Below are 20,312 nucleotides of genomic sequence, written 5' to 3' on the forward strand. Positions count from 1 at the left end.
GCGCGCCGCCAGCCGGTGCCGTCCGCAGCCGTGCCCAGCGCGATCATGCCGGTGCCCGCCGCGACCACCACGCCGGCCCGCAGGCCCAGCGCACCCGCGTAGGCCGTCACCGCGTCCCCGGCGAGCGCCAGTTCACATACCCCGAGAGCGTCCCGCAGGGCTGGGGGCAGCCGGGCACGCAGGTCGTCGCCGAGCGAGGCCATGCCGGCCGCGCCGACGCAGGCGGCGGCGATCCGCCGAGCCCCCGCCGCGCGCATCAGCCCCTCGGCCAGTGGCAGTACGAGGTCGAGCAGACTGGTGGCGTCGACACCGCGTTCGCCGATCACGGCCGGGCGGTCGGCGACGGCGGGCGCGGACGCCTCGGAGCCGTCGGCACGCACGAGGGCCACCCGTACCCCGGAGCCGCCGGAGTCGACGCCGAGCACCCAGTCGGCGGCGGGTGACGGGGCGTCAGGCGGGCCGGGGGCCGGTGCGGCGGACGCGGGACCGGGCACCGGCTCAGCCGAACCCGCGCGAGTCCTGCTTGAGCGCGGTGTCCACGGTGAGCGCGGAGGCCACGACCATGCTCAGCAGCGGGTCGGCGAGCGGCCGGTGGATCTGCAGCACGTAGTTGTCCGCCGTGGTGAACATCGTCTTGGCAAGACCTTCCCAGGTCTTGGTGATCCGGGCGATCTCGGTCTCGGTGTGGTCCACGATGGCGAAGTTCCACGCCCGCCAGTTCTCGGCCTTGATGGCGCCGATCTTCTGGCCGTTGTACACGAACGCGAAGTTGATCTTGCCGATGGCGTTCTGCTGCACGATCTCGCCCAGCGGCTCGCCGTTGGCGCGGTGCACCAGCACCTTGGACTTGATGAACTTCGCGGGCCGGGTGAGCACCAGGTGCGGCTGGCCCTGCGCGTCCCTGACCTCCAGCTTGTGGGTGAGGAACTGGTCGACGCTGGAGACGAACCGCAGCACCTTCTTCACGGTGCTCTGGCCTACCTCCACCACCGAGCCGAGGGTGCGGCCGTTCTGGTCGAAGACGCTGTACTCGTTGACGAGTTCGATCAGCTTGGCCTTCTGGTTCACCACCAGGACCGGCTCGCTGAACAGCGTGCCGCCGCCGAACCCGGTCGGCGCTATCCCCGCCTGCTGCTGCACCTGGCGCTGGACCTTCGCCGCGTCGGGCTGCCTGCTGACGGGCACCTCCCAGGCGCTGCCGCCGGCCTGCTGCGGAGGCTGGGGCACCTGACCGGGGTTGGTGTGCTCGGTCCACTGGGCGCCGTCCCAGTACCTGAGCAGGTTCGGAGTGCCTTGCGGGTCGGCGTACCAGCCCGCCGGGGTATCGGAATGCGTCGTCACCCGGGCAGAGTACCGTCAAGTACCGCTTACGGGAGCTGCCAGTCCACCGGCTGCGCGCCCTGCCGCGCCAGCAGTTCGTTGGCACGGCTGAACGGCCGTGAGCCGAAGAACCCCCGGTCCGCGGACATGGGAGAGGGGTGCGACGACTCGATCGCCGGCAGGTCGCCGAGCAGCGGTCGCAGGTTGCGCGCGTCGCGGCCCCACAGTACGGACACCAGCGGGCGGCCCCGGGCGGCCAGCGCCCTGATCGCCTGTTCGGTGACCTCCTCCCAGCCCTTGCCGCGGTGGGCGGCGGGCCGCCGCGGCGCGGTGGTCAGCGCCCTGTTGAGGAGCAGGACGCCCTGCCGGGTCCACGGGGTCAGGTCGCCGTTGGCGGGCTGCGGCAGCCCGAGATCGGTGCCCAGCTCGCGGTAGATGTTCTCCAGGCTGCCCGGTAGCGGGCGGACGTCCGGCGCCACCGAGAAACTCAGGCCCACCGCGTGCCCCGGTGTCGGATACGGGTCCTGGCCGACGATCAGCACCCGTACGTCGTCGAACGGCTGCTGGAACGCGCGCAGCACGTTCGCCCCCGACGGCAGATAGGTGCGGCCTGCGGCGATCTCCGCGCGGAGGAAGTCCCCCATCGCGGCGATCCGGTCCGCCACGGGGTCGAGCGCCTTCGCCCAGCCCGCCTCGACGATCTCGTGCAATGGTCGTGCTGTCACGGACCGTCACTCTACTGGCTCAACGGCCACTGCCGCGGACGGCGCCGCCCGGACCGGGCTGGGACGGGCACCCGCACACGCGACCCGCACCCGCGCGCTGCCCGCCCGTTGGGCCGTGAGCCGGACCGCTCACACGACGGCCGCCCGTACACAGAGGACGTCCGGCAGGTGGGAGACGGCCGTCTCCCACGAGTCGCCCTGGTCTGCGCTGGCGTACACCTCGCCGTTGCGGTTGCCGAAGTACACCCCGCCCGGCTGGGCGTCGTCGGTGCACATCGCGTCGCGCAGCACCACACTGTAGGACGGATCCTGGGGCAGCCCGTCGGACAGCGGAGTCCAACCGGCGCCCGCGTCCTCGGTGCGGTAGACGCGGCAGCGGTAGTCGGGCGGCATCCGGTGGGCGTCCGCGCTCAGCGGGAAAACGTACGCCATGTTGCCGCGGTGCTTGTGGGTGGCGACCGCGAAGCCGAAGTCGGCGGGCAGGCCGGCGCCGATGTCGGTCCACTTGGCCCCGGCGTCGTCACTGCGGTAGACCCCGCCGTGGTTCTGCAGGTAGAGCCGGTCGGGATCGACCGCGTCCTGGGCGACCTTGTGCACGCACTGCCCGAACTCCGGGTAGCGCTGCTCCTCGGGCAGGAAGGTGGCCTGCACGCCGCTGTTGGACGGCGCCCAGGTCGCGCCGCCGTCCTTGGATCTGTAGACCCCGCCGGTCGAGACGGCGACCGTGACCAGATCCGCGTTCGAGGGGTGGGTCACCACGGTGTGCACGGCCTGCCCGCCGAATCCCGCTGCCCACTCGGGGCGCTGCGGGTGCTCCCACAGGCTGCGGACGAAGGAGAAGGTCTCGCCTGCGTCGTCCGACCGGAAGAGCGCGCCGGGCTCGGTGCCGGCGTACACGACGTCCGGTGCGGCCGGGCCCGCCGGGTGGAGCTGCCAGACCCGCTCCAGCGAGGTGCCGGTGTCCTCGGGGAACTTCACCGCCGGCCGGGCCGGTTCGTGCCAGGTCTCGCCGAGGTCGTCGGAGCGGAACACCGAAGGACCCCAGTGCGAGCTGTCCGCGCCGACCAGCAGCCGCGGCACGGCCCGCCGGGTGTCGATCGCCACCGAGTACACCGCCTGCATCGGGAAGTGCGGCCCGGTGAACCCCCAGCCCCTGCCGCCCCTGCGCCCGAGGAACAGCCCCTTCTGCGTACCCACCGCGAGCAGCACATCGCTCATGACGCCTCACCTCCGGATGTCCATGGTGTCCGACATCACAGAGTCTGCACCCGACCACTGACAATGGCCCTTTCAGCGCGGATCGCCGCAGGTCGGACGCGCCGGCCGGCGGCAGGCCCGCCCTCAGACCGCCGTCCGGGCAGCCGCCAGCAGCCCTGCCCAGTCCGGGATCTTGACCGTGCCGCGGTCCAGGGAGTGACCGAGAGCCGCCTCCGCCGCCTCGATCGCCAGCCAGCCCGGCCACGCCACCGGGCGCAGACCAGCCGCGCGCAGGGCGGTCAGCGGGTCGTCGGCCACCGGCCGGGAAAGGAGCGCGGGGGCGTCGGCCAACAGGGCCGCGGCGGTCTCCTTGGCGCAGGGACGGTTCGTACCGATCACCCCCGTCGGGCCGCGCTTGATCCAGCCCGCCACGTACTCGCCGGGGGAGGCGGCAGCGTCCTGCAGGACCCGGCCCGCCTCGTTCGGCACCACGGCGCGCACCGGGTCGAACGGCAGGCCCGGTATCGGCACTCCCCGGTAGCCCACGGAACGCAGGACGAGCTGCGCGCCGATCTCCTCGCCGCCGGCCGTGTCCATGACGCCGCCGCGCCCGTCGGGGGCGGTCCGTACGAACCGCGCCGCGCCCACCCGGCCGTCCGGTCCCGCGGTGAGTTCCGCGGGGCGCAGGAAGAACCGCAGGTGGATACGGCGCGAGCGTCCGCCCGGCGGCCGGTCCGCCCAGCCGCGCAGCACCTCCACATTGCGGCGCGCCGCGGCCGGCAGCCCGCCCGGGTCCGCGTACGCCGGATCGAGCGCCAGTTCCTCCTCGTGGACCACGACGTCCGCGTCCGCCAGCGCCCCCAGCTCGCGCAGCTCCTTCGTGGTGAACTTCGCCTGCGAGGGACCGCGCCGCCCCACCATGTGGACGTCCCTGACCTCGCTGGCCGCCAGCGACCGCAGCGCCGCGTCCGGTACGTCGGTGTGCCGCAACTCCTCCGCGCCGCGCGCCAGCACCCGGGCCACGTCCACGGCGACATTGCCGACGCCGATCACCACCGCGGACCGGGCCTGCAGCGCGAAACCGTCCGGCGGCTCGTCCGGGTGCGCGCTGTACCAGGACACGAACCGGGTCGCCGAGTAGCTGCCCGGCAGATCCTCGCCCGGCACCCCGAGCCTGCGGTCGGTCGCCGCACCCACGCAGTACACCACCGCGTGGTACATGCCGAGCAGATCCGCGGGGGTCAGCGCGGGGCCCACCTCGACATTGCCGAGGAAGCGGATCCGCGGATGTTCCAGCACCTTGCGCAGGGCGCCCTGCAAGGACTTGATCTTCTCGTGGTCGGGCGCGACCCCGTACCGGACCAGCCCGTACGGGCACGGCAGCCGGTCCAGCACGTCCACCGCCACCTCCGGGCCCGTGCGCTGGCCGACCAGCGCCTCGGCGGTGTACACACCACTGGGACCCGACCCCACGACTGCGACGCGTAGCACGGCGGTGCTCCCTTCCGCGGCCTGTGTTCAGCATGCGCCACCGAACGCCGTTTCGGCAGGGGGTCACGTTCCGCTGACGTTCCGCTGTCACTCTCCTGTACGGACTCCGTCCGGGTGCCCGGCGGCCCGCACCCCCGGCTCACACGGACGGGAACTGCTCGGGTGACCCGGTGCCGACCGCCGGGACCGCCGTCCCGGCCTCGTCCGGCGGCACGCCCGCGGACCACTTCAGGCCGTAGCGCTGGAAGAGCTCCGCCCGCAGCCGGGCGACCGGCATCGGCGCGCCCGGCAGCAGCAGCGCCACCATCGCACCCATCAGCAGGGCCCGCAGCAGCCGGTACTCCTCCTCGGGGTCGGCCGCCCCCCACGCGTCGACCGCGTCGCGCAGCAGGGCCGCCAGCCGCTGCTGCTCGGGGCACTGGATGAAGCCCTCCTGCAGGATCGACGCCATGTGCGTCCGCATCAGGGTGGTGTGCGTCCGGCTCAGGGCGAGGACCGCGTCGATGGCCCGGGCCAGCACCTCCTGGCCGTCCTCGGCGGGCCGGTCGCCCTCCAGGGCCGCGGCCACCTCCCGGCTCATCAGCCGGTGCACCGCGGACTGGAGCAGCGCGCGTTTGCCGGAGAAGTAGTACGAGACGAGGCCGCGGGCAGAACCCGCGCGTCGGGTGATATCGGCCAAGGTCGTGGCCTCGTAACCGCGTTCCTCGACCAGCTCCACGGTGGCCTGCAACAGCCGTTCCCGGGAGCGCTGACGCATCGCTTCATTGACCGATGCGCTCCGAGGGGACATGCTTTACTCCTGCGTTGACTGGCTCCGAGCCAATATACTCAGCGCGACTCACCGGACCGCGGTCCGTGTGGGGTATCGGGACCGGATGCCGGTCCCGGCGACGCGGGGGATCGCCGGGACCGGCATCCGGCGTCTCCGGCGTCCTCCTTCCACCATCCGCCTCATCGGCCGAGCAGGTCCAGACCCGGCAGGAACGCGGCCGGTACCTCGGTGGCGTCCGGAACACACGCGGCCCCGCCCGTCGGCTCCCGGTTCGCGTCCATGGTCAGGCGAGAGCGCCGATTCCGGGGCCGAACGCGACCACTAACGGGACGGCGGGCACCAGCAGGGCACAGGCGGTCAGCCGCACCCGGCGGGCCAGTGGGAGCCGCGGGGCCGGGTCGAGCAGCCGGCTCACACGGCCGGGCACCGCGGCGAGCGGGGCCGGGCCCGGACCGAACACCCCGCGCTCCTCGTTGAGCTGGACCAGGGCGAGCGCGGTGTTCCGCCGTCCGACGCGCCGCGAGGCGGTGTCGTCCGCGGCCAGCTCCACCAGGTGGTGCACCTGGTCGCGGAAGGCCGCGAAGACCGGCACCTGCGGGAAGCCGCCGGCCAGTGCGCCCGCCCAGTGGAGCAGCACATGGTGCCGGGCGCGGGCATGGCCCTGTTCGTGTTCCAGCACCGCGTCCAGCTGACGGCCCTTGAGCCGGCTCAGCGCCGCCGTGGTGATGACCAGCTGCGGGTCCGCCCCCGACAGCCACCAGGCGTCCGAGCGCGGGTCCTCCAGAACCACCAGCCGCTCGCCGGGCGGTACCGTCTCGCCGGGCAGCCGGGGTGCCCGGGCGCGCAGTTCGGCCGCGCGCCGCCGCCGCCGGGTGCGGGCGGCCCGCACCTCGCGGGTGAGCATCGCCGCCGTCCACGCCCCGCCGAGCGCGAGGAGGACCGCCAGGGCGCCGGCCCCCTGGCCGTACTCCGAGAGCGCGTACGCCTCCACGACGCCCCGCGGCGCGAAGGCGAAGACATGGCCGCGCACCTGTGACCAGGCTGCCGAGGCGGTGAGTGTCAGCGCCGAGACGCAGCACAGCAGCACGGCGGCGACCACGCACTGCCAGACCCACAGGGCCAGCACCGGTTCGCGTTCCGGCCAGTCGGCACGGCCGAGCAGACGCGGCGCTGTCGCCGCCGCAAGTGCGCCGAGGATCAGCAGCACGTACGGGACCGTCATATGCCTCACCCTAGGAGGCGGCGGCCGGGCCGTGTACGGGCCTGGACTCGATGTGACGCATCACTCACAGGACGTGTCGGTCACCCCGCCAGCAACAGCATGGCGAACATCCCCAGCGCCATCGCCACCCGGCAGGCGACGGCCACTTCGGGCGCGTGCCGCAGCGGTACGGTGCCGCCGGCGCCGGATATCAGCGGCCGGTGGGCGGGCTCGGCGACCAGCAGCATGCCGGTACGCAGCACGTATCCGGCGAAGTACAGCAGCAGCGGGCCGGTCAGCAGCGGGGTGCCCGCGCTCGCGTGCTCGGCGTGGCCCGCGTGCGACGGGCCCGCCCGCGCCATCGTGACCGCCATGTAGACCATCGCCGCGGCGCACACCGCATGGTGCAGATGGTGACCCGGGCGGTGGCGGGTCAGCAGCAGGGCGCGCGCCAGAACCGGCGCGTACACAGCGGCGAAGACCGGGGCGCCCCACGGCCGCGGGTCGAAGACGGACAGCGGCACGGCCATTGCGGCCATGCCGGCCCCCATCAGCGCCTCGTCACCGGCCTCCGGCCGTACCAGGCAGGACACCGAGGCGGCGGCGCAGAGCACCACGAGGAGCCACGCCACCAGCGGCGGTCCGTGCATCAGCCCCTCCCCGAGCGCCCCGTCCCGTTCCCCCTGCCGTGAACGGTGACCCGCCAGGGATCTGCCCGGCCCCGAGGGCGCACACCCAAGCGCACGGGGTTGCCCCGGGGGCGTGCGGCCACCTTGTGCGCCCCCCGGCGCCGCCCTGACCGGACCGGGCGCTGTCAGTCGGCCGTAATACCCTGCGGCCATGAGGACCGGTACTCCCGTATTCCGCCCCGCCACCGCCGACGACGTGCCCGCGCTCGTCGCGCTGATCGAGTCCGCCTATCGCGGTGACTCCAGCCGGGCCGGGTGGACGACCGAGGCGGACATCCTGGAGGGCCAGCGGACCGATCCGGAGGGCGTGCTGGCCGTCGTACAAGGGGCGGACAGCCGACTGGTGGCGGTGGAGAACGGCAGTGGGCTGGTGGCCTGCTGCCAGCTCGAACGCCGGGGGGACCACGCGTACTTCGGGATGTTCGCGGTGCGGCCGGCGCTCCAGGGGGCGGGGCTCGGGAAGGCCGTGCTCGCGGAGGCGGAGCGGTTCGCCCTGGAGGAGTGGAAGGCCGCCGAGATGCACATGACGGTGATCTCGGTCCGGGAAGAGCTCATAGCCTGGTACGTCCGGCGGGGCTACCGGCGCACCGGTGAGACCAGTCCCTTCCCGTACGGGGACGCGCGGTTCGGGGTGCCGACCCGTGACGGCCTGGAGTTCGAACTGCTGACCAAGGAGCTCGCCTGAACAATCGGGTTCGGTGAACAGGCCCGTCCCGTGGACAAGCCCGTTCGGGCTCCTGCGGCAAACCGCCAAGGCGCCTGCGCCGCCCGGTGGACGACGCCTGTCGTACGGGGTGGGGCACGGCTTGTCCGGGGTGTGGCCCGGCGCCGGTGTACGGCTACGCCGCCGCTTCCTCCGGCAGGTCCGTGGCCGCCCCGTCCAGGCCCAGCGCGCGGGCCAGCGCCCACTCCTGCGCCGTGTTGACGGTCCAGGCCATCACCGCGATCCCGGCGGCCTGGCAGCGCCGTACGACATCGAGGCTCAGGTGCGTCAGGTCCAGGCTGACCAGCCGGGCGCCCACCGCCTGGGCGCGGGTGACGATCTCCGGGCCGAGCCTGCTCGCGACCAGGACCGTACGCACCTCGGGGAGCAGCGCGTGGGTCTCGGCGAGCGCCTCGTCGTGGAAGGACAGGACGCTGACCCGTTCGGTCTCGCCGCGCTCGCGCAGGGTCTCGGCGAGCACGCGGGCCGCAGCGGCGTCCTTGATCTCGGCCTGGATCGGACTGCTCACCGCGTCCAGCACCTCCTCGAAGACCGGGACCCGTTCGCCGAGTCCGGCGTCCAGGCCCCGGATCTCGGCCAGCGTCAGGTCGCGGATGTGGCCGCTGCCGTCCGTGGTGCGGTCCACCGTCGCGTCGTGCATGACGACCAGCGCGCCGTCCTTGCTCAGGTGCAGGTCGAGCTCGATCTGGTCCAGTCCCGCCCGCTCGGCGCGACGGAAGGAGCGCAGGGTGTTCTCCGGCTCGACGCCCATGACCCCGCGGTGACCGACGGTGAGGAAGCTCATGGCGGCCACCCTAGCGAGCGCGGGCCGCCGCCCGTTGAACGCCCGGTGACGAGTTGTCGTCGCCCCCTCACCCATTCGGCGCGATATCGCAACTTCTGTTGATCCAATCCGGGGATCGGCCGGAAGAATTGCGGCCTCACTACCGTGCGACAGGATGAATTCCGCCGGCTCCGCTTGAAGTGGAAACCATCTCGTGGCTACGGTGGTCAGACGGAAGGTTCTTTTGCGAGGAGGGGTCATGAGTGAAGTTCTTTCACCGAAGGTGACCGGTGAGGGCCGGATGTCCGGCGACGGGATCACCGGACACCCCCAGTGGACAGTGCTGAGGGAGGCCGTGGAGGCCATCAGACCCTGGCAGCGCAAGGACGGCTCCATCGACTTCGACGCCGAGGACGCGCCCAGCCGGGGCGACGCCGAGCGCGCTCTCGGCCGGGTGGTGGACGCGGTCGAGCAGCTCTCCCCACTGCTCCCGCACGACGCGGCCTACCACCGCGCGCTGGTGACCGACCTGCGCCGCTGGGCCGACGGCGGCTTCGCCGTCCCCGACTTCCTCGACTCGCTGCTGGCCTTCCAGCCCGCCGCGGACCGCCGCGACGGCCTCCAGCACCTCGTGGTCTTCCCGATGTACACCCAGAACGGCAATCCCGACCGCAACCTCGAAGCGATCGTGCTGAGCGTCGTATGGCCGGAGTGGCTGGCCGAACTGGAGCGCACCCGGTACGACAACCCGCTCTTCGTGCCGATCACCTTCGAGGACTTCACTCCGGGCTACGACACCAACTCCGCGGTGCTCTTCCCGGAGACCGTCGCCGTCCGTGAGGCCCCCGAGCGCTGGACCTGGGGCGCCATCTTCTGCGACCGCGAGGCGGCCCGGTTCCGTACCGTGACCGCCGCCGCCGTCACGACGCTCGGCCTGGAACTGCCCGAGGACGCCGCCCGGCTGGTCGAGGACCAGGAACTGGCCCAGCAGACCTATGTGCTCTGGGACATGATCCACGATCGCACGCACAGCCACGGCGACCTGCCGTTCGACCCGTTCATGATCAAGCAGCGCGCGCCGTTCTGGATGTACGGCCTCGAGGAGCTGCGCTGCGACCTGACCAGCTTCAAGGAGGCCGTGAAGCTCCAGGCCGAGGGACACCCGATGGGTCTCGGCGTGCAGTACGCGATCCTCTTCGACCGGCTGTTCCGCTTCCCGGTCACCGGCGCCCGCGTGCGCAACTACGACGGGCTCGGCGGGCAGCTCCTCTTCGCCTACCTGCACAAGCACGACGCCGTACGCTGGACGGACAACACCCTGCACATCGACTGGGAGCGCGCGCCGCAGGTCACCAACCAGCTCTGCGCCGAGATCGAGACCCTCTACCGGGACGGTATCGACCGGCCCAAACTCGTGCACTGGTTCGCCGCCTACGATCTGGTCGCGAAGTACCTCTCCCCGCATCCCGGCTCGGTCTGGGCCAAGGGCCCCGAGGCCCTGGACCTGTCGCTCCCGCCCCGCAAGCTGGTGGACGACGTGCTGCCGGACGAGTTTCCGCTCAGCATGTTCTACGAAGCCCTTGCGAAGAAGCTGCGCGACGTGATCGCCTCGACCAAGGGGATCACCGGCGACGGCGTGCAGCGGGGCGCCGCGTGACCGGTCAGGCCCAGGAGGCGGAGATGACGACCGACACGTACACAGGCGGACTCGACGGAGCGGTGATCGCGGTCGCGGGCGCCGGCGGACCGGCAGGCCGCGCCGTGCTGCAGCGGCTCGCCCGGGCCGGCGGCCATGTGATCGCCGCCGACGCCGACCCCGAGCGGCTGGCCGAGGCGGTGGACGCGGCGCGGTACGACGCCGGAGGCGCGGACATCACCGGTGAGATCGTGGACCTGCTGGATCTGGAGGCCACCCAGGACTGGGCGGGCAGGATCGAGAAGGACCACGGCCGGGCCGACGGACTGGTCCACCTGGTCGGCGGCTGGCGTGGCTCGGCGTCGTTCCCCGAGACCGAACTCGCCGACTGGGACGTGCTGCACAACCTGCTGATCCGTACCGTCCAGCACACTTCGCTCGCCTTCCACGACGGCCTGATGCGCAGCCGCGGCGGCCGGTACGTACTGATCAGCGCAGCCGGCGCCAGCAAGCCCACGGCCGGCAACGCCGCCTACGCCGCGGCCAAGGCGGCAGCCGAGGCGTGGACGCTGGCGCTCAGCGACTCCTTCCGCAAGCTGAGCGGCCCCGACGGTCCCACGGCGGCGGCCACCGTACTGGTGATCAAGGCATTGGTGCACGATGAACTGCGGGCCCAGCGCCCGAACGCCAAATTCGCCGGCTTCACCGACGTACGCGACCTCGCCGACGCCGTCGCGGACATCTGGAACCGGAGCCCTACGGAAGTGAACGGGACCCGACAGTGGCTGACGCCCCCACCGTGACCGAGCAGCTCGCCACCGACGCCGTACGGCGTCACGATCCGCGGGTGCGCGGATTCGCCAGTGACAACTACGCGGGAGTGCACCCCGAAGTGCTCACCGCGCTCGCCCTCGCCAACGGCGGCCACCAGGTCTCCTACGGCGAGGACGACTACACCAGGCACCTCCAGGAGGTCTTCCGCCGCCACTTCGGACCGCGGGCGGAGGTCTTCCCGGTCTTCAACGGCACCGGCGCGAACGTGGTCGCTCTGCAAGCCGTCACCGAGCGCTGGGGCGCCGTGGTCTGCACCGAGTCCGCGCACATCAACGTCGACGAGTGCGGCGCACCCGAGCGGGTCGGCGGGCTGAAACTGCTCACCGTGACCACCGAGGACGGCAAGCTCACCCCCGAGCTGATCGACCGGCGGGCGTACGGCTTCACCGACGAGCACCGTGCGCAGCCGCAGGTCGTCTCGATCACCCAGACCACCGAACTGGGCACCTGCTACACCGCCGAGGAGATCAAGGCGATCTGCGACCACGCCCACCAGCTCGGCATGACCGTGCACCTGGACGGCGCGCGCATCGCGAACGCCGCCGCGACCCTCGGCGTGCCGCTCGCCCGGTTCACCACCGAGGCGGGCGTGGACATCCTGTCCTTCGGCGGTACCAAGAACGGGCTGCTGCTCGGCGAGTGCGTCGTCGTCCTCAGCCCCGAACGGGTACGCGGCATCCCGTATCTGCGCAAGATGTCCATGCAGCTCGCCTCCAAGATGCGCTTCGTGTCGGTGCAGTTCGAGGCGCTGCTGGCCGGCGACCTGTGGCTGCGCGGCGCCACGCACGCCAACGCGATGGCCCGCCGCCTCGAGCAGGCGGTACGGGACATCGACGGAGTCACGGTGCTGCGGCCGGTGGAGTCCAACGCGGTCTTCGCGGTGCTGCCGCGCGAGGTCGGCGAGCGGCTGCGGAAGCGCTACCGGTTCTACTTCTGGAACGAGGCGACCGGCGAGGTGCGCTGGATGTGCTCCTTCGACACGACGGAGGCGGACGTGGACGGCTTCGCCGCGGCGATCGCGGAGGAGCTGGCGTCGGTGGCGTGAGGGGCGGCCCGGCGGCCGGCCGGCGGGGGATCCGGGTGACGACGGACCACGCGTCAGCCGGCCTGCGGCTGCTGGACGCGCTCGCGTTCGGCCGCCTGCTCCGGCGTCGGAGCGGTACCGCCGAGGTGTGAGGGCAGCCACCAGCGGTCGTCCGGGCCCGAGGGCCGGCCGGGGTAGGAGCGCTGCGCGTCCTCCAGCAGTTCCTGCACGCGCAGCCGCACCCGCCGGGTGAGAGCGCCCGGCTTCTCGTCCTCGTTCGGCCGCATCTGCTCGCCGACCCGCAGCGTGATCGGGAACTTGGTCCGGCCCAGGCTGCGCGGACGGCCCTTCGTCCACAGCCGCTGCGTGCCCCACAGCGCCATCGGCAGCAGCGGCACGCCTGCCTCCATCGCCAGCCGGGCGGCGCCGGACTTGAACGACTTCAGGGTGAAGGACTGGGAGATCGTCGCCTCCGGGAACACCCCGATGATCTCGCCCCGGCGCAGCGCGTCCAGCGCGTGCCCGTACGCGTCCATGCCCGCCGCGCGGTCCACCGGGATGTGCTTCATCGCGCGCATCAGCGGCCCCGACACCTTGTGCCGGAAGACAGACTCCTTCGCCATGAACCGCACGAGCCGCCTGGCGGGCAGCGCGGTGAGCCCGCAGAACACGAAGTCCAGGTAGCCGATGTGGTTGCTCACCAGCAGGGCGCCGCCCTCGCGCGGCACGTTCTCCGTGCCGCGTATGTCGAACCGCAGCCCCTGCACCCTGAACATCGTGCGGGCGAAGCCGATCACCGGCGGGTACACGAGTTCGGCCATGGCGGGCACCTGCTCTTTCCGGGGCGGCACCCCGCCGACGTTACGCGCCCGTGGGTTATATCGGCCGCTGAGCGATGGTGCCCTGACGGCGGGCCCCGTGTCATCCCGCGCGCCCGCGTTGCGGCGAGATTCTTCTCACGTCAGCGCCGCGTCCGCGGTACGTCAGGCGTACGTCGATTCGCCGTGGCCCTTGTTCCTGCCCGTTGCCCGCTTCAGCAGCAGGTACGCCTCGCAGCCCAGGCAGTACGCGAAGGCGGCGTTGAGGAAGGCGGCGGCCAGAGCGCACGCCGTCGCGGCAAGGCCCAGCCACTGCGGCCCGACGATGTAACCGATCACCCCGACCACCGAGAAAACCAGCCCCACGGCCTGCGCGAACCGCGGCGGCGCCGCGTCCTCCATCGCGGGCGGCGGCCCGATCCTCGGCCGCACCAGCGTGCGGAACAGCCAGCCGTACGGCGAGTTCGTCACCCCGGCTCCCGCGCCCACCGCGAAGACCGCCGACTGGACGGCCAGCAGCGGGCCGCTGCCGGTGATCAGCACGGCCGCGAGCACCACGGTGGTCAGCGTCGCGGCGAACCGGGGCCCTCGTACATCGATCTCCATGCCTGACAGCATGGTCCATCGGGGCGGGATCGCACCCACGGGAATCATTGCGGGCCCGTGAACGCTGGAATCCGTTGTGGCTGTGACGGTGTGCGCGCGGCGGCGGGCGGCCGAAGGCGTGTGACAGAACAGCGTGTGACAGAACAGCGAGCGGCGGAACAGCGGAGTGTCGTACGACGGAGTGTCGTACGACGAGGAAGGACGGTCATGACAGGGCTGATCGTCTGCCTGGCGGTGCTCGCCGTCGCGAGCGCGTACGGGCTCATCCATCGGCGCGGGGAGGGGAGAATCCGGGTGCGGGCCAAGGACGCGGACGAACGGCTGACGGTCGCCGATCTCGGGGGGCCGCTGGGGGAGCGGGCCACACTGGTGCAGTTCTCCAGCGCGTTCTGCGCGCCCTGCCGGGCGACGCGGCGCGTACTCGGCGAGGTGGCGGGGATGGTGGAGGGCGTCCGGCACGTGGAGATCGACGCGGAAGCCCATCTGGACCTGGTGCGGCGGCTGAACATCCTCAGGACGCCCACGGTGCTCGTGCTCGACGCGGGCGGTTCGGTGGTCCGCAGGGCGGCGGGCCAGCCGCGCCGGGCCGATGTGATCGCGGCGCTGGGGGCGGCGGTCTGAGCGGCGGCGGACGGGCGCCGGCGCGGCGGGGCGCGCACGGGCGTGACCCGAGTGACGCACGGTGTGACAAACGAGCACGTGGTCGGGGTAAACCACATCGCCGCAGGTGTGACGGACATTCCAGATGCCGGTCCGGGCCTTGACGATCCGCCGCCCCCATCGTCACTCTGACGTTATGTCGCGAGACCCCCTTCTGTCCGCGCGCGCCGACGTCGACCTCGGCCGGCACTCCAGTTCGCGCTGTCAGAACCGCTGAGCACCCCCGCCCCGCCGCGCCGCCGGCCCGCTGCTCCAGCCAGCTCCAGAAGGACGAACCTTGTGACTGCTCCGACCCACCTCCGGAACAACCGCCAGGCCGATCCCGCGACGGATGCTCCGTCCCGTCCCACCGCCGACCCCGCGCCGCCCACCGCCGACCCCGCCTCCGCGCCTGATCAGGACCCCCCCGGCACGCCGGACCTCGATTCCGCCGTCTTCCGCTCGGCCTTCCGCCGCCACGCCGCCGGAGTGGCCGTGATCACCGCCGCCGGCCCGGCGGGCCCCGTCGGCTTCACCGCGACCTCGCTCACCTCGGTCGCGGCCGAACCGCCGCTGCTCTCGTTCGGCGTCAGCCTGGGCTCCTCGTGCTGGCCCGCCGTCGCGGAGACGCCGTTCGTCGGTGTGCACATGCTCGGCGACCACCAGGAGGCGCTGGCCGCTGTCTTCGCCCGCAGCGGCGCCGACCGCTTCGGCCCGCCCACCGCCTGGTCGCCCGGTCCGCACGGCGTACCGCTGCTCGACGGCGTCTCCGCCTGGCTCGTCGCCCGCGTGCTGAGCCGGGTTCCCGCGGGCGACCACCGCATCGTGGTCGCCCAGGCCGTGGCCGGCGACCCGCACGGCCCCGGCCGCCCCCTCCTGTACCACGACGGCGGCTTCCACCGGCTGCCCCGCTGAGGCCCCCGCCCGAGTCCCCCGTCGAGGCCCGCCCGGCGGACTCGCTGACCCGGCCGCGCCGGTGTGCGCCCCGGCAGCGTCGGACAGGTCACAGTTCACAGACCTTGCGGATGGGGAAGCAGCTCTGTGTACTGGCGAGTAATATTTCGGTCGGGACAGTTGCCGTGCCCCGCTGGGGAGCCGCCACCATGGGGCCTATGCTGCCAATCCGGGACACCTTCCCGGGCCTGACCGGGGTGGTTGACCCGGGCGGGGGCAGCGGGTCGCAGCAGTCGACGTAGACGTGCAGGACGACGCAGTAGGAGAGCAGGCGTGAGCTTGAGGATCGTTGTCGCAGTGAAGTACGTGCCCGATGCCACGGGTGACCGTCACTTCGCCGAGGACCTGACCACCGACCGTGACGCGGTGGACGGCCTGCTGTCGGAGCTGGACGAATACGCCGTGGAGCAGGCGCTGCAGATCGCGGAGGCCGCGGACGACGCGGAGATCACCGTACTGACGGTGGGGCCCGAGGACGCCAAGGACGCGCTGCGCAAGGCGCTGTCCATGGGCGCGGACAAGGCCGTGCACGTCGAGGACGACGCACTGCACGGCACTGATGTCATGGGAACGTCGCTGGTGCTGGCCAAGGCGATCGAGCACGCGGGATACGACCTGGTGGTGTGCGGTATGGCGTCCACCGACGGCACGATGGGGGTGCTGCCCGCGCTGCTGGCCGAGCGGCTGGGCGTCCCGCAGGTGACGCTGCTGTCCGAGGTCGCGGTGGAGGACGGGAAGGTCACCGGGCGGCGGGACGGGGACGCCGCCAGCGAACGGCTGGAGGCGTCGCTGCCGGCGCTGGTGTCGGTGACCGACCAGTCCGGTGAGGCGCGGTACCCCTCGTTCAAGGGCATCATGGCCGCGAAGAAGAAGCCGGTGGAGTCCCTCGACCTGTCCGACCTGGGCATCGACGCGGCCGAGGTCGGCCTGGCCGGCGCGTGGACCGCGGTCGAGGAGGCCACCGCGCGCCCGCCGCGCACCGCGGGCACGGTCGTCAAGGACGAGGGCGAGGGCGGCAAACAGCTCGCGGAGTTCCTCGCGAGCCAGAAGTTCATCTAGCCGCACCTCGGGTGGCCCACGCTCGTGCCGTACGGCGGCACAGGTGGAACACCACCCGGCCCCCGCCCCGCACGCACACCTTTTCTTCTCCGCAGGAGCATTCCCATGGCTGAAGTCCTCGTTTATGTCGACCACGTGGACGGTGCCGTCCGCAAGCCGACCCTCGAACTGCTGACCCTGGCCCGCCGGATCGGCGAGCCGGTCGCCGTTCACCTCGGCCCCGGCGCGGACACCGCCGCCCCGGTGCTCGCCGAGCACGGCGCGGTCAAGGTGCTCACCGCCGAAGCGCCGGAGTTCGCCGACTACCTCGTCGTACCCAAGGTCGACGCCCTGCAGGCCGCCGCCGAGGTGATCTCGCCGGTCGCCGTACTGGTCCCGTCCTCAGCGGAGGGCAAGGAGATCGCGGCCCGGCTGGCGCTGCGGCTCGGTTCGGGCGTCATCACCGACGCGGTGGACGTGGAGGCCGGAGAGCAGGGCCCGGTGGCGACGCAGTCGGTGTTCGCCGCCGCCTTCACCACCAGGTCCCGGGTCAGCCACGGCACCCCGGTCATCACCGTCAAGCCCAACTCCGCCCCCGTCGAGCCGGCCCCCGCGACCGGCACCGTGGAACCCCTGGAGGTGACCTTCGGCGAGCTGGCCACCGGCACCAGGGTCGTCTCCCGCACTCCGCGCCAGTCCACCGGACGCCCGGAGCTCACCGAGGCCGCGATCGTGGTCTCCGGTGGACGCGGCGTCAACGGCGCGGAGAACTTCTCGATCATCGAGGCGCTGGCCGACTCCTTGGGCGCGGCCGTCGGCGCCTCCCGCGCGGCGGTGGACGCGGGCTGGTACCCCCACAGCAACCAGGTCGGCCAGACCGGCAAGCAGGTCTCCCCGCAGCTCTACATCGCCAACGGCATCTCCGGCGCCATCCAGCACCGCGCCGGCATGCAGACCTCCAAGACCATCGTCGCCGTCAACAAGGACGCCGAAGCCCCCATCTTCGACCTCGCCGACTACGGCGTCGTCGGCGACCTCTTCCAGGTCGTCCCCCAGCTCACCGAGGAGATCAAGGCCCGCAAGGGCTGAATCCGCGCGCACCCTCCCGGCCTCCGCCCGCCCCCGGGCGTGCGGAGGCCGCTGCCGTACGCTGTTGACCAGCCAGTACGCCCCCCGCTAGCGTCGCTTCAACGATCTGTTGAAGTCCGGGAGGGTGGTCCATGGCTCAGGCGGCCGTTACGACACTGGCCGATGCGGTACGTACGGAGATCGGCGCGTCGCTCGCCGCCACCGACGCCGAACTGGCCCGCCGCTACCCGGGCGACCCCGGCAGCCGGCAGCCGGTGCACACCGTGTACGTACCCGCGGACGCCTTCACCGCCGGGACCGTACGGGAGTGGGGCGACCGGGCGCTGGCCGCCCTCGACGCGCACGCACCGGACGCCGCCGGGCTCGCCGCCGTCCTCGGACTGCCTGCCGGCCCGGCCGCCGAGGTGCACGACCGGGTACGGGCCAAGCTGCGGCGCGAACCGGTCGAGGACCTGCGGATCGACTTCGAGGACGGGTACGGGCCCCGGCCCGACGCGGAGGAGGACGCCGCCGCGGTGTCAGCCGCCCGCGCCGTCGCCGCCACGGTGGCCGACGGGACCGCGCCCCCGTACATCGGCATCCGCATGAAGTGCATGGAGGCGGCGGTACGCGACCGCGGCATCCGTACGCTCGACCTGTTCCTGACCACGCTGCTGGACGGCGGGGGCCTCCCGGACGGGCTCGTACTCACGCTGCCGAAGGTCAGTTTCCCCGCGCAGGTGGCGGCGATGGCGCGGCTGTGCCAGGAGTTCGAGCGGGCGGCGGGGCTGCCGGACGGGCGGATCGGGTTCGAGATCCAGATCGAGACCACGCAGTCGATCCTGGGCCCGGACGGCACGGTCACCGTGCCCCGGCTGATCGACGCCGCGCGGGGCCGCGCCACCGGACTGCACTACGGCACCTTCGACTACAGCGCGGCCTGCGGGGTCAGCGCCGCCCACCAGTCCATGGAGCACCCCGCCGCCGACTACGCCAAGGCCGTCATGCAGGTCGCCGCCGCGGGCACGGGCGTACGGCTCTCCGACGGGTCCACCAACGTGCTGCCGGTCGGCCCCACCGGGAACGTCCACTCCGCCTGGCAGCTCCACTACCGCCTCGTCCGCCGCTCCCTCGCCCGCGCCTACTACCAGGGCTGGGACATGCACCCGGCCCACCTGCCCACCCGTTACGCCGCCGTCTACGCCTTCTACCGCGAAGGCTTCGCCGCTTCCGCCGACCGCCTCGCCGCGTACGTGGCCAGGGCCGGCGGCGACATCATCGACGAGCCCGCCACCGCCCGCGCCCTGAGCGGCTACCTGCTGCGCGGCCTGGACTGCGGCGCCCTCGACCCGGCCGAGGTCGCGGGGCTCGCGGGACTGGGGCGGGCGGAGCTGGAGGGTCTTGCGGGGCGGTAGGCCGGCCGGCGCGGGCCCGATCCCTTCGTGCCGGGGCGGACCCCCTCTCGGATCGGCGGGTTCGAAGCAAACGAAGTTGTCGAATGGGTCGAACGGGTCGAATCCGGCCAGGGGGATCGGCCGTGGCTGCCCGGACACGGGGTCGCGGGTGCGAGGATTCCCTGCGGCCAGGAGGGTTCCGGGAGCGGTCACCGCGGCCCGTACGACGACAGGAGATCCCCCAGCGATGCACCCACACGGCGAGACCGGTCCGTTCGTGGGCGCACTCGACTTCGGCGGTACGAAGGTCTCCGGGGCGCTCGTCGACGCGGAGGGGCGGCTGCGGGTGCGGGTGCTGCGGCCGACGCCCGCGGGGGAGAGCGGCGAGAGCGTGATGCGCGCGGTCCTGGAAGTGCTGGGCGAACTGCGGGCCGCCCCCGAGTGGCCGGCCGTGGTGGCCGTCGGTATCGGCAGCGCGGGGCCGGTGGACGCACGGCGGGGGACGGTCAGCCCGGTCAACGTGCCCGGCTGGCGCGACTTCCCGCTCGTACCCAGGGTGTCGGCGGCGGTGGGCGGGCTGCCCGTGGTCCTGACCGGCGACGGGGTCGCCATGACCGCCGCCGAGCACTGGTTCGGGGCCGCCCGCGGTTACGACAACGCGCTGTGCATGGTGGTCTCCACCGGCGTCGGCGGCGGCCTGGTCCTCGGTGGAGCCCTTCTGCCGGGCCCGACCGGGAACGCCGGGCACATCGGTCACATCAGCGTCGACCTCGACGGCGACTCCTGCCCGTGCGGCTCCCGCGGCTGCGTCGAACGCATCGCCAGCGGCCCCAACATCGCCCGCCGCGCCCTCGACAGCGGCTGGCGCCCGGCCGCCGGGACCGCCCCGACGGCCGCCGCCGTCGCCGACTCCGCCCGCTCCGGCGACCCCCTCGCCCGGGCCTCCTTCGACCGCGCCGCGCAGGCCCTGGCGGCCGGTGTCGCCGCCATCGCCACCCTCGTCGAGATCCAGGTCGCCGTCGTCGGCGGCGGCGTCGCCAACGCGGGTCCCGTCCTCTTCGACCCCCTTCGTGGCCACCTCTCCCGCTACGCGACCCTTTCCTTCGCCGCGCGCGTGAAGGTGGTCCCGGCCGGACTCGGCACGGACGCCGGCCTGGTCGGCGCGGCGGCGGCTGCTGCCGGGGCGCTGGGGATCAAGGCGTTCACCCTGCCGGGGTGAGGGGCGGCGTGGCGTTCTTTTGAGGGACGTTCCTTTGAGAGACGTTGGCCGTACGGAAGAAGCCGCCGGGCGGGGCCGGCGGCTTCTTCCACGGGGCGTGGGCGCCCGTTCCGGTGGGATCGGAGAGCCCACGCCGGGCCAGGCCCCGGGCATCAGGACGCTGCCGACGATGTAGACGGCCGGGTTGGTGTGCGGACGTT

Annotated in this window: 20 protein-coding genes and 1 pseudogene; 10 read left to right on the top strand and 11 right to left on the bottom strand. The window is 72.8% G+C overall.

The annotated features are described in order from the left end of the window. The 8 genes and pseudogenes from VIW71_RS19280 to VIW71_RS19315 form a co-directional block, all read right to left on the bottom strand. Positions 1-425, bottom strand: a pseudogene (locus VIW71_RS19280) (ATPase); the annotation flags it as partial. Positions 426-498: 73 nt separating this feature from the next. After that, a complete protein-coding gene (locus VIW71_RS19285; protein ID WP_331623596.1) occupies positions 499-1,341 on the bottom strand; it encodes a phospholipid scramblase-related protein in 843 nt (280 codons plus the stop codon). A gap of 26 nt (positions 1,342-1,367) precedes the next feature. Beyond that, positions 1,368-2,045 (bottom strand): uracil-DNA glycosylase, encoded by a 678-nt coding sequence (locus tag VIW71_RS19290; protein ID WP_331623597.1) that lies wholly within the window; start codon positions 2,043-2,045, stop codon positions 1,368-1,370. Positions 2,046-2,174: 129 nt separating this feature from the next. Next, positions 2,175-3,263, bottom strand: a complete 1,089-nt coding sequence (locus VIW71_RS19295; protein ID WP_331623599.1) for a WD40/YVTN/BNR-like repeat-containing protein — start codon at positions 3,261-3,263, stop codon at positions 2,175-2,177. Between the two features lie 123 nt (positions 3,264-3,386). Continuing rightward, complete coding sequence (locus VIW71_RS19300; protein WP_331623600.1) at positions 3,387-4,733, bottom strand: FAD-dependent oxidoreductase; 1,347 nt, start codon at positions 4,731-4,733, stop codon at positions 3,387-3,389. 139 nt (positions 4,734-4,872) lie between these two features. Next, positions 4,873-5,523, bottom strand: a complete 651-nt coding sequence (locus VIW71_RS19305; RefSeq protein ID WP_331623601.1) for a TetR/AcrR family transcriptional regulator — start codon at positions 5,521-5,523, stop codon at positions 4,873-4,875. 265 nt (positions 5,524-5,788) lie between these two features. Beyond that, positions 5,789-6,727, bottom strand: a complete 939-nt coding sequence (locus VIW71_RS19310) for a M56 family metallopeptidase (RefSeq protein WP_331623602.1) — start codon at positions 6,725-6,727, stop codon at positions 5,789-5,791. 80 nt (positions 6,728-6,807) lie between these two features. Continuing rightward, positions 6,808-7,356, bottom strand: coding sequence for a DUF5134 domain-containing protein (locus VIW71_RS19315; RefSeq protein WP_331623603.1), 549 nt, complete (start codon positions 7,354-7,356; stop codon positions 6,808-6,810). A 190-nt stretch (positions 7,357-7,546) separates the two neighbouring features. Between VIW71_RS19315 and VIW71_RS19320 the strand changes: the two genes are divergently transcribed. Further along, positions 7,547-8,080, top strand: a complete 534-nt coding sequence (locus VIW71_RS19320; RefSeq protein ID WP_331623604.1) for a GNAT family N-acetyltransferase — start codon at positions 7,547-7,549, stop codon at positions 8,078-8,080. A gap of 154 nt (positions 8,081-8,234) precedes the next feature. On the opposite strand, the gene VIW71_RS19325 is transcribed toward VIW71_RS19320, so the two are convergent. Then, positions 8,235-8,903 carry a glycerophosphodiester phosphodiesterase gene (locus VIW71_RS19325; RefSeq protein ID WP_331623605.1) on the bottom strand — a complete coding sequence of 223 codons (669 nt, stop codon included), beginning with the start codon at positions 8,901-8,903 and terminating at the stop codon, positions 8,235-8,237. A gap of 238 nt (positions 8,904-9,141) precedes the next feature. Between VIW71_RS19325 and VIW71_RS19330 the strand changes: the two genes are divergently transcribed. From VIW71_RS19330 to VIW71_RS19340, 3 genes are read left to right on the top strand one after another with little or no spacing between them, the layout of a single operon-like run. Continuing rightward, positions 9,142-10,539 (top strand): DUF6421 family protein, encoded by a 1,398-nt coding sequence (locus tag VIW71_RS19330; protein WP_331623606.1) that lies wholly within the window; start codon positions 9,142-9,144, stop codon positions 10,537-10,539. A gap of 23 nt (positions 10,540-10,562) precedes the next feature. Next, positions 10,563-11,321: an SDR family oxidoreductase gene (locus tag VIW71_RS19335; RefSeq protein ID WP_331623607.1), complete on the top strand. Its 759-nt coding sequence runs from the start codon at positions 10,563-10,565 to the stop codon at positions 11,319-11,321. Beyond that, positions 11,300-12,397 carry a threonine aldolase family protein gene (locus VIW71_RS19340; RefSeq protein ID WP_331623608.1) on the top strand — a complete coding sequence of 366 codons (1,098 nt, stop codon included), beginning with the start codon at positions 11,300-11,302 and terminating at the stop codon, positions 12,395-12,397. Before VIW71_RS19335 ends, VIW71_RS19340 begins: the two co-directional genes overlap by 22 nt. A gap of 53 nt (positions 12,398-12,450) precedes the next feature. On the opposite strand, the gene VIW71_RS19345 is transcribed toward VIW71_RS19340, so the two are convergent. Together VIW71_RS19345 and VIW71_RS19350 are read right to left on the bottom strand one after the other, a co-directional pair. Then, positions 12,451-13,197 carry a lysophospholipid acyltransferase family protein gene (locus VIW71_RS19345; RefSeq protein ID WP_331623609.1) on the bottom strand — a complete coding sequence of 249 codons (747 nt, stop codon included), beginning with the start codon at positions 13,195-13,197 and terminating at the stop codon, positions 12,451-12,453. 162 nt (positions 13,198-13,359) lie between these two features. Beyond that, on the bottom strand, positions 13,360-13,800 hold the full coding sequence (locus tag VIW71_RS19350) for a DUF4395 domain-containing protein (RefSeq protein ID WP_331623610.1): 441 nt from the start codon (positions 13,798-13,800) through the stop codon (positions 13,360-13,362). A 207-nt stretch (positions 13,801-14,007) separates the two neighbouring features. On the opposite strand from VIW71_RS19350, the gene VIW71_RS19355 reads away from it, so the two are divergent. From VIW71_RS19355 to VIW71_RS19380, 6 genes are all read left to right on the top strand, one after another. Continuing rightward, on the top strand, positions 14,008-14,421 hold the full coding sequence (locus tag VIW71_RS19355) for a TlpA family protein disulfide reductase (RefSeq protein ID WP_331623611.1): 414 nt from the start codon (positions 14,008-14,010) through the stop codon (positions 14,419-14,421). Between the two features lie 318 nt (positions 14,422-14,739). After that, entirely contained in the window at positions 14,740-15,354 is a 615-nt protein-coding gene (locus tag VIW71_RS19360; RefSeq protein WP_331623612.1) for a flavin reductase family protein, read from the top strand. Positions 15,355-15,666: 312 nt separating this feature from the next. Beyond that, on the top strand, positions 15,667-16,452 hold the full coding sequence (locus VIW71_RS19365) for an electron transfer flavoprotein subunit beta/FixA family protein (protein WP_331623613.1): 786 nt from the start codon (positions 15,667-15,669) through the stop codon (positions 16,450-16,452). Between the two features lie 105 nt (positions 16,453-16,557). Further along, positions 16,558-17,520 (top strand): electron transfer flavoprotein subunit alpha/FixB family protein, encoded by a 963-nt coding sequence (locus VIW71_RS19370; protein ID WP_331623614.1) that lies wholly within the window; start codon positions 16,558-16,560, stop codon positions 17,518-17,520. A 131-nt stretch (positions 17,521-17,651) separates the two neighbouring features. Continuing rightward, the gene (locus VIW71_RS19375; protein WP_331623615.1) at positions 17,652-18,914 is read left to right on the top strand and encodes a DUF6986 family protein; all 1,263 of its coding nucleotides are present in this window, start codon (positions 17,652-17,654) and stop codon (positions 18,912-18,914) included. Between the two features lie 226 nt (positions 18,915-19,140). Further along, positions 19,141-20,112, top strand: coding sequence for an ROK family protein (locus VIW71_RS19380; RefSeq protein WP_331623616.1), 972 nt, complete (start codon positions 19,141-19,143; stop codon positions 20,110-20,112). Positions 20,113-20,312 lie beyond the last annotated feature (200 nt).

Origin of the sequence: Streptomyces sp. (genome assembly GCF_036524955.1) — a bacterium.
In the GTDB taxonomy this organism is placed as follows: Bacteria; Actinomycetota; Actinomycetes; order Streptomycetales; family Streptomycetaceae; genus Actinacidiphila.

Excerpts from the sequence above, each read along its gene's own strand:
- VIW71_RS19320 (WP_331623604.1), top strand. The coding sequence starts at position 7,547 with ATGAGGACCGGTACTCCCGTATTCCGCCCCGCCACCGCCGACGACGTG.
- VIW71_RS19335 (WP_331623607.1), top strand. The coding sequence starts at position 10,563 with ATGACGACCGACACGTACACAGGCGGACTCGACGGAGCGGTGATCGCG.
- VIW71_RS19370 (WP_331623614.1), top strand. The coding sequence starts at position 16,558 with ATGGCTGAAGTCCTCGTTTATGTCGACCACGTGGACGGTGCCGTCCGC.
- VIW71_RS19345 (WP_331623609.1), bottom strand. The coding sequence starts at position 13,197 with ATGGCCGAACTCGTGTACCCGCCGGTGATCGGCTTCGCCCGCACGATG.
- VIW71_RS19310 (WP_331623602.1), bottom strand. The coding sequence starts at position 6,727 with ATGACGGTCCCGTACGTGCTGCTGATCCTCGGCGCACTTGCGGCGGCG.
- VIW71_RS19315 (WP_331623603.1), bottom strand. The coding sequence starts at position 7,356 with ATGCACGGACCGCCGCTGGTGGCGTGGCTCCTCGTGGTGCTCTGCGCC.
- VIW71_RS19295 (WP_331623599.1), bottom strand. The coding sequence starts at position 3,263 with ATGAGCGATGTGCTGCTCGCGGTGGGTACGCAGAAGGGGCTGTTCCTC.
- VIW71_RS19330 (WP_331623606.1), top strand. The coding sequence starts at position 9,142 with ATGAGTGAAGTTCTTTCACCGAAGGTGACCGGTGAGGGCCGGATGTCC.
- VIW71_RS19305 (WP_331623601.1), bottom strand. The coding sequence starts at position 5,523 with ATGTCCCCTCGGAGCGCATCGGTCAATGAAGCGATGCGTCAGCGCTCC.
- VIW71_RS19375 (WP_331623615.1), top strand. The coding sequence starts at position 17,652 with ATGGCTCAGGCGGCCGTTACGACACTGGCCGATGCGGTACGTACGGAG.
- VIW71_RS19325 (WP_331623605.1), bottom strand. The coding sequence starts at position 8,903 with ATGAGCTTCCTCACCGTCGGTCACCGCGGGGTCATGGGCGTCGAGCCG.
- VIW71_RS19350 (WP_331623610.1), bottom strand. The coding sequence starts at position 13,800 with ATGGAGATCGATGTACGAGGGCCCCGGTTCGCCGCGACGCTGACCACC.
- VIW71_RS19380 (WP_331623616.1), top strand. The coding sequence starts at position 19,141 with ATGCACCCACACGGCGAGACCGGTCCGTTCGTGGGCGCACTCGACTTC.
- VIW71_RS19355 (WP_331623611.1), top strand. The coding sequence starts at position 14,008 with ATGACAGGGCTGATCGTCTGCCTGGCGGTGCTCGCCGTCGCGAGCGCG.